At 36.3% G+C, this 6209-nt stretch carries 6 protein-coding genes and 3 pseudogenes; 5 read left to right on the top strand and 4 right to left on the bottom strand.

Annotated features, from left to right (window positions below; translation table 11 throughout):
* Window positions 1-388: 388 nt before the first annotated feature.
* Window positions 389-589, top strand: coding sequence for a hypothetical protein (locus WGMM_RS06195; protein WP_128080219.1), 201 nt, complete (start codon window positions 389-391; stop codon window positions 587-589).
* Window positions 590-632: 43 nt separating this feature from the next.
* Here the strand turns inward: WGMM_RS06195 and WGMM_RS05025 are convergent, their stop codons facing one another.
* Both WGMM_RS05025 and WGMM_RS05030 read right to left on the bottom strand, forming a co-directional pair.
* Complete coding sequence (locus tag WGMM_RS05025; RefSeq protein WP_240991961.1) at window positions 633-1082, bottom strand: RDD family protein; 450 nt, start codon at window positions 1080-1082, stop codon at window positions 633-635.
* Between the two features lie 49 nt (window positions 1083-1131).
* Window positions 1132-1647: an RDD family protein gene (locus tag WGMM_RS05030; RefSeq protein ID WP_038250945.1), complete on the bottom strand. Its 516-nt coding sequence runs from the start codon at window positions 1645-1647 to the stop codon at window positions 1132-1134.
* A 145-nt stretch (window positions 1648-1792) separates the two neighbouring features.
* Here WGMM_RS05030 and icd point away from each other — a divergent pair, with 145 nt between their 5' ends.
* Both icd and nth read left to right on the top strand, forming a co-directional pair.
* Window positions 1793-3220, top strand: a complete 1428-nt coding sequence (icd, locus tag WGMM_RS05035; protein ID WP_038250947.1) for an isocitrate dehydrogenase — start codon at window positions 1793-1795, stop codon at window positions 3218-3220.
* Between the two features lie 27 nt (window positions 3221-3247).
* Window positions 3248-3886 (top strand): endonuclease III, encoded by a 639-nt coding sequence (nth, locus tag WGMM_RS05040; RefSeq protein WP_038250949.1) that lies wholly within the window; start codon window positions 3248-3250, stop codon window positions 3884-3886.
* 221 nt (window positions 3887-4107) lie between these two features.
* Here the strand turns inward: nth and dapE are convergent.
* Together dapE and WGMM_RS07015 are read right to left on the bottom strand one after the other, a co-directional pair.
* The coding region (gene dapE, locus WGMM_RS05045) for a succinyl-diaminopimelate desuccinylase (protein ID WP_240991962.1) at window positions 4108-5201 on the bottom strand (1094 nt) is incomplete at its 5' end.
* A 1-nt stretch (window position 5202) separates the two neighbouring features.
* A pseudogene (locus WGMM_RS07015) lies at window positions 5203-5304 on the bottom strand (hypothetical protein); the annotation flags it as partial.
* A gap of 42 nt (window positions 5305-5346) precedes the next feature.
* Here WGMM_RS07015 and WGMM_RS07020 point away from each other — a divergent pair.
* Both WGMM_RS07020 and WGMM_RS05050 read left to right on the top strand, forming a co-directional pair.
* Window positions 5347-5583, top strand: a pseudogene (locus WGMM_RS07020) (iron-containing alcohol dehydrogenase); the annotation flags it as partial.
* A 1-nt stretch (window position 5584) separates the two neighbouring features.
* A pseudogene (locus WGMM_RS05050) lies at window positions 5585-6209 on the top strand (iron-containing alcohol dehydrogenase); the annotation flags it as partial.

The following is a 6209-nucleotide window of genomic DNA, read 5'->3' on the forward strand; positions in this document are numbered from 1 at the left end:
AAATATATCTTTCTTCTCAGGTCTTGTAATTTTATCGGCATTTTTGTCATTTTTACCTTTACCTTCCTTTTGTTAAAAGATCTCCACTAGTAGGGTGCCTTTGCTCCATGAGAGTTACCTCACTTCTTCACTACTACGCACCCATCCGCCACCCTCTCATCTTCGGTTCATTTCCTGTTTTCCAGTTATAGAACTTACCGCTCCAAGGTATTTCTTCCTGGGATGAGTAGGGCTTCTCCAGTTGCTTCATATGTCCTCATTACCATGCCATCACTATCACCCCGCTAAAGTAGATATGCGTTATCATTCGGGTTTTCAGCTATCCCTATTGCCTTCAGCCTACCAACGCGGGCTCAGCCTTTAGGATTTGTAATTTTCGAGGCCACCTATGTGTTCGCTTTCGCTTCGGCCTGGTAATTCGCCCTTATCCTACGATAACATTGTCGGTAGGCTTCAACACTTTGGTTTCCTTACATGCTGCTACCCAAGCTACGGGACTCCGACTTTTATCCCGGTAGGTTTAACTCCTACTGAACATACTCACCTTCTCTGGACACACGTTGGCAATTTACCTCAAGTTAGCGCGTGACACTGGAATGACACCCTTGGTGGCAGACAGCTAAAGGAAAATATCAACTAGGTTTATAATCTATCACTACCGTGTTTGCAATTTTGTCGTGAAAAGCTTGTTTATGTTCATCACCTACTGCACATACTAAAACTAAGATTAGTATAGCTAAGAATAAAAGGGGATTACAAAGTGATATGCAATAAATTATAAAAAGAGCTATAGTCCTTTCCATTGCTTGCATTGTAGTGATTGACTCAAATGTATCTTTGTCTTTTACACGCATGCTAAATAACAAGTGTCCTGGAGTGCCGCCAACTTTTACAAGCATGAATATATGAAATACGAATGGTATCATTAAAAATAAAGAAAATACAATCGTGGTGATTACAATTATTGCACCCATGATCCCTTGTATTGCGTGTGCAAGTGAGAAACCCACCGCCATTAAACCAAATGGTATTGCGATAAATAAAATACAATCAACTATAAATGCTAGAGTACGTCTTGTCATCGTTGAGTAGTTTACTTATTTATCCATGTACTACCTATAAAGAAAAATATCAACTAGATTTATAGTCTATCACTACTGTTTTTGCAATTTTATCGTAAAAAGTCTGTTTGCGTTGATCAAATACTGCAAACAAAAATAAAATTAGCACAATTAAAAGATATAGAAAAGTATAACCATGATAATGCAGATGAAGCAAAAAGCGAAAAATAATCCAGATGCTTCCCTTAGAAATACATCTTATTGTTGCTTGCATTAGGGTAGCATTTGTAAATGTATTAGCATTTTTAATATGCATACCACACAATAGTTTTCCTGGGGTACCACTAAGTTTTGTTATCATTAATATTTTGAATACTGTTAGTACTAATGTTGAGATCGCTATATAAGCTAGAAGTGATATTGTTGTTACTAGTTGTTCAATTTCCTGAACAAAATCTTCATCACTTAATAACATAAATACAACATAGATAAAATCAGGAGAAAATATGAGAAAGTCAAGTACTTCTGCCACAATACGCCTTGCAAACCCTACATAATTTACTTTAACATTTATTTCAGTATTCATAACCTCACCTATATTTCATAATATCATCATATAATATAAAAATACGTTATTAAATAACCGTAAATATACTAATTTGGGTAATATTAGCTACTTGTGTCACTCTATTATTTGAATTAACATTAAATCATTTACAGTTAGGGAAGTTATGTCAACACCAATCACAGTTGCATATGGCGACGGTATCGGACCAGAAATTATGGAAGCGGTGCTGTCGATATTGCACGAAGCAGAAGCGAAAATCTCAATAGATATTATTGAAATAGGTGAGCGTGTTTACAGTAAAGAATGGTCTCACGGAATTTCTCCAAGTGGTTGGGAATCAATTGAAAGGACAAAAATATTATTAAAATCTCCGACAACAACTCCTCAAGGTAAAGGCCACAGAAGCTTAAATGTAGCGCTCAGAAAGAACCTAGGGTTATATGCAAATATCAGACCATGCATTTCATATCATCCTGTTATAGAAAATAAATTCGATAAGTTTGATATCGTAGTAATACGTGAAAATGAAGAGGACGTTTACACCGGAATAGAGCACAGGCTCACTGGTGACTCTTACCAATGCACTAAAATTATTACTAGATCCGGCTCAGAAAAAATATGCAGGTACGCTTTTGAATATGCAAAAAAACATAGTAGAAAGAAGGTAACTTGTCTTACTAAAGATAACATAATGAAAATGACTGACGGAACTTTCCATGCGGCGTTTGATCGTATTGCAAAGGAATACCCGGACATAAAGGCAGAACATTATATAGTCGATATTGGGATGGCACGTGTTGCCACAGAACCGGAGAATTTCGATGTTATAGTAACCGAGAACTTATATGGCGATATATTATCGGACATTGTGGCGCAAACCTCTGGATCTGTTGGACTCGCTGGAAGTAGCAATATAGGTAATGAATATGCAATGTTTGAAGCAGTGCACGGTTCTGCTCCTGATATTGCAGGAAAAAACATAGCTAATCCTTCTGGACTTTTGAATGCTGCAGTGCATATGTTGGTCTACATCAGTCAAGTGAGTACTGCAAAACTAATTTACGATGCATGGCTCAAGACTTTGGAGGATGGAATACATACCGCCGATTTATATAAAGAGAAAAAGAGTAAACAGAAAATTGGTACCAAAGAATTTGCAGAAGCCGTTATAGATAATCTAGGAAAAAAACCGAAAACATTATCTGAGCTTACAGTCGGTAGCAGTACAAATAGCAAAATAAGTGAAATACAAAATAGCTATGAACAGGACTATAAAACCAAAAAGCTAGTAGGTAGTGATATAGCGCTTGCTTGGGACAAATCCAGCAACTTTGACCAAATAGTTAGGTTATTTGAATCGAGTAATCTGCAAATGATAGCAATATACTCAAAAGGTCTTGCGATTTGGCCAGGAAACTCAAAACCTTCAAGTGATCAAATAACCTGTAGGTTTATCGCAAATAATGAAAAGCAAGCTATTACAAATAGTGATGTGAATAACTTGCTAATCAAACTTGAAGAACACAATTTTGACGTGGTGAGAATGGACAAATTGTATTTGTATGATGGGAAAGAGGGGTTCTTTGTTTAAATATTTAAAAGAGGTGTGGTAAATGAAATGGACTCAAAAAAAGTAGAACTAATATTTGAAAAGTTTCAACACTCAAATCCTGCGCCAAAAATAGAGCTAAATTATACCAATCATTTTACGTTACTGCTTGCGATAGTTTTATCAGCGCGGACAACTGATGTAAGCGTTAATAAAATTACAAGAGAACTATTTAATATCGCTGATACGCCAGAAAAAATGCTGAGCTTTGGGCAAACTGAGCTGAAAAAATGCATAAGCAGTATTGGTTTATATAATTCCAAAGCAAAAAATATAATCGGGCTTAGTAAAATATTGGTAGAACGATACAACAGCAAAGTACCTACTAATTTTGATGATTTGGTGTCTTTGCCTGGAGTGGGGAGAAAGAGCGCTAATGTGTTCTTAAATTCGGGGCTTGGCATTCCAACATTGGCAGTTGATACTCACGTTTTTAGAGTGAGCAATAGAATTGGGCTTGTGAAAGAAAAAGATGTGTTTAAAACAGAGCAATCTCTTTTAAATGTGGTTCCCAAAAAATACCTGCTTTATGCTCATCATTGGCTAGTTTTGCATGGTAGATATGTTTGCAAAGCACAGAAACCTTCGTGTGAAACGTGCATAGTTCATGATTTATGTGAATTTGAGTGCAAAAGGTATAAAGTCTAGTATTCCTTCTTTTGTCATCCAAGTAGCTATAGAAACGAAAAAACTTACTTGACACATTTTGCTGGAATGATACAAGTTATAGCCTTTCTTATAATAGTCCGAATGCGATAAGATACGTGTTTATGGCTATAGCAGGCCAGTAGCATATTACGGTCTGTTCGGATTATTGTAAAAAGAGCTATATTATTCAAACAGCAGTCATGCAAGAGATCTGATTACATCTAAGCTAACAATGGACCACTAGATATATTACTAACCACGTTGACCTGATTCAATATTTTATTAGTGGGATTGAAATAATTTTCTATAAATTCCTTATATATAGCTGTTAACTTGTGTATATCGTTTACTGATACGCATTCGTTTATCTGATGTGCAGTTTTGTTGATTATACCAAATTCAATCACTGGACAAACATCTTTGATAAACGCAGCGTCAGATGTGCCACCACTTGTGCTCAACGCAGCATCAATACTGATAACTTTATTTATTGCATCAAGCATAATATCAGTATTCCTATCGGGAGTAGAGAGGAAAACGTCCCTGCTGCTATGCATAAAAAGCTTATAATCGTCAGTTACACTAGAGCATATTTCATCAATCAGCTTATATAAGCCACCCGGTGTTTGTTCATTGTTATATCGAATGTTAAAACGTGTAGTTGCTGAGCCAGGTATTAGATTGCTAGTATTATTTCCAACATCGATAGTAGTAACTTCGCAATGTGAAGGCTGAAAATATTTATTACCATGATCAAAAGTAGTATTTTTTACCTTACTCAATATCGATATTACCTTATATATTGGATTGTCTGCTAGGTCTGGGTAGGCAACGTGCCCTTGTTTTCCATGGCAAATTAATTCAAATGTTACAGAACCTCTTCTGCCTATTTTTATGGTATCACCTAATTTCTTACTACTGGTTGGTTCGCCAACCACACAAAAATCTATCTTTTTCTGCTTATTTTTCATCCATTCCAAAACTGCCTTTGTTCCATATTCTTCCATGCTTTCTTCAGCACTGGTAATCAATGCACTTATCGAACCATTAAATTGAAACTTCTCTGCAATCAAATTTACCATAGCAGCAATAAATGCAGCTACTCCGCTTTTCATATCAGCGGCCCCTCTTCCATATAGCATTCCATCCCTCACTTCTGGATTAAATGGACCAAATGCCCAATCTTTTAACTGACCCGGTGGTACAACATCAACGTGCCCAGCAAAGCACAAATTTGGTACTCCATTTATATATTTCGCATAAAGATTTTTAACTTTATCACCAAATTCTAAAATCTCACAATCAAAGCCGCTCTNCTTGAAGATTGTTGCTATACACTCTATTGCCCCGCTGTCTTCTGGTGTTATACTCTCAAAAGAGATCAATTTCCTAGTTAGCTCCACAGGGTCAATTTTCATGTCAATCTTAAAATACTTATACTGCTATATTGTAAACACTCTATGCACTATTTAAAACAAATATTACATCAAACTGAACAAACTTTTCTAAGGGAAGTAATAACAGATTACTACCTTGCTGATGATATCTATGAAATATGCACACGACACGGAAATGACGTCTTTCTAGTTGCAGATAAAAATACAGCAAAACTTTTAAACAAAAACGTACTTAATAAAATTCCTAACTTAATTATTCCAGCTCCACCTGTCATCCCAGCGCGTGACACTGGAATCCATNAGTTGTTTTCCTGGATCCCAGTGTCAGCTACTTGCATGACACCAAGCAGAGCTGCCTCTCTTGAAACCGTAAATCTAGTTAGAAACAAAGCAAAAGACAGTGACTTAATAGTTGCATTTGGTAGCGGCACTGTTAACGATATCTGCAAATATGCAAGCTACCTCGAGAAAAAAGATTATATATCGTTCCCAACAGCCGCTTCTATGAATGGATATACCTCTGCAAATGCTTCAATATTAGTAAATGGATATAAAAAATCGTTCAAAGCACATCTTCCAAGAGCAGTATATATAGATATAGACATACTTGCCAATGCACCACTGCGTCTCACATTAAGCGGATTTGCAGATTTCATTTGTCGTTCAACAGTTCAGGCTGACTGGCTACTATCTCATTTGTTGCTTGGCACAGAATACAATGAATTACCTTTTACACTTGTTCGCGATTTGGAGCAAATTTTGCTAAGAGAGTATACGGCGCTTACTAAAAGAAGTAGAAAAGTGGTCCTATTACTTATGGAAGTTCTACTAATTTCAGGACTTGGAATGGTAATATCAAAAGGCAGCTATTCTGCAAGCCAAGGAGAGCATATGATAGCTCACGCAATGGAAATGGTAACAAGAGA

It is taken from the genome of Wolbachia endosymbiont of Glossina morsitans morsitans (genome assembly GCF_000689175.1).
In the GTDB taxonomy this organism is placed as follows: Bacteria; Pseudomonadota; Alphaproteobacteria; order Rickettsiales; family Anaplasmataceae; genus Wolbachia; species Wolbachia pipientis.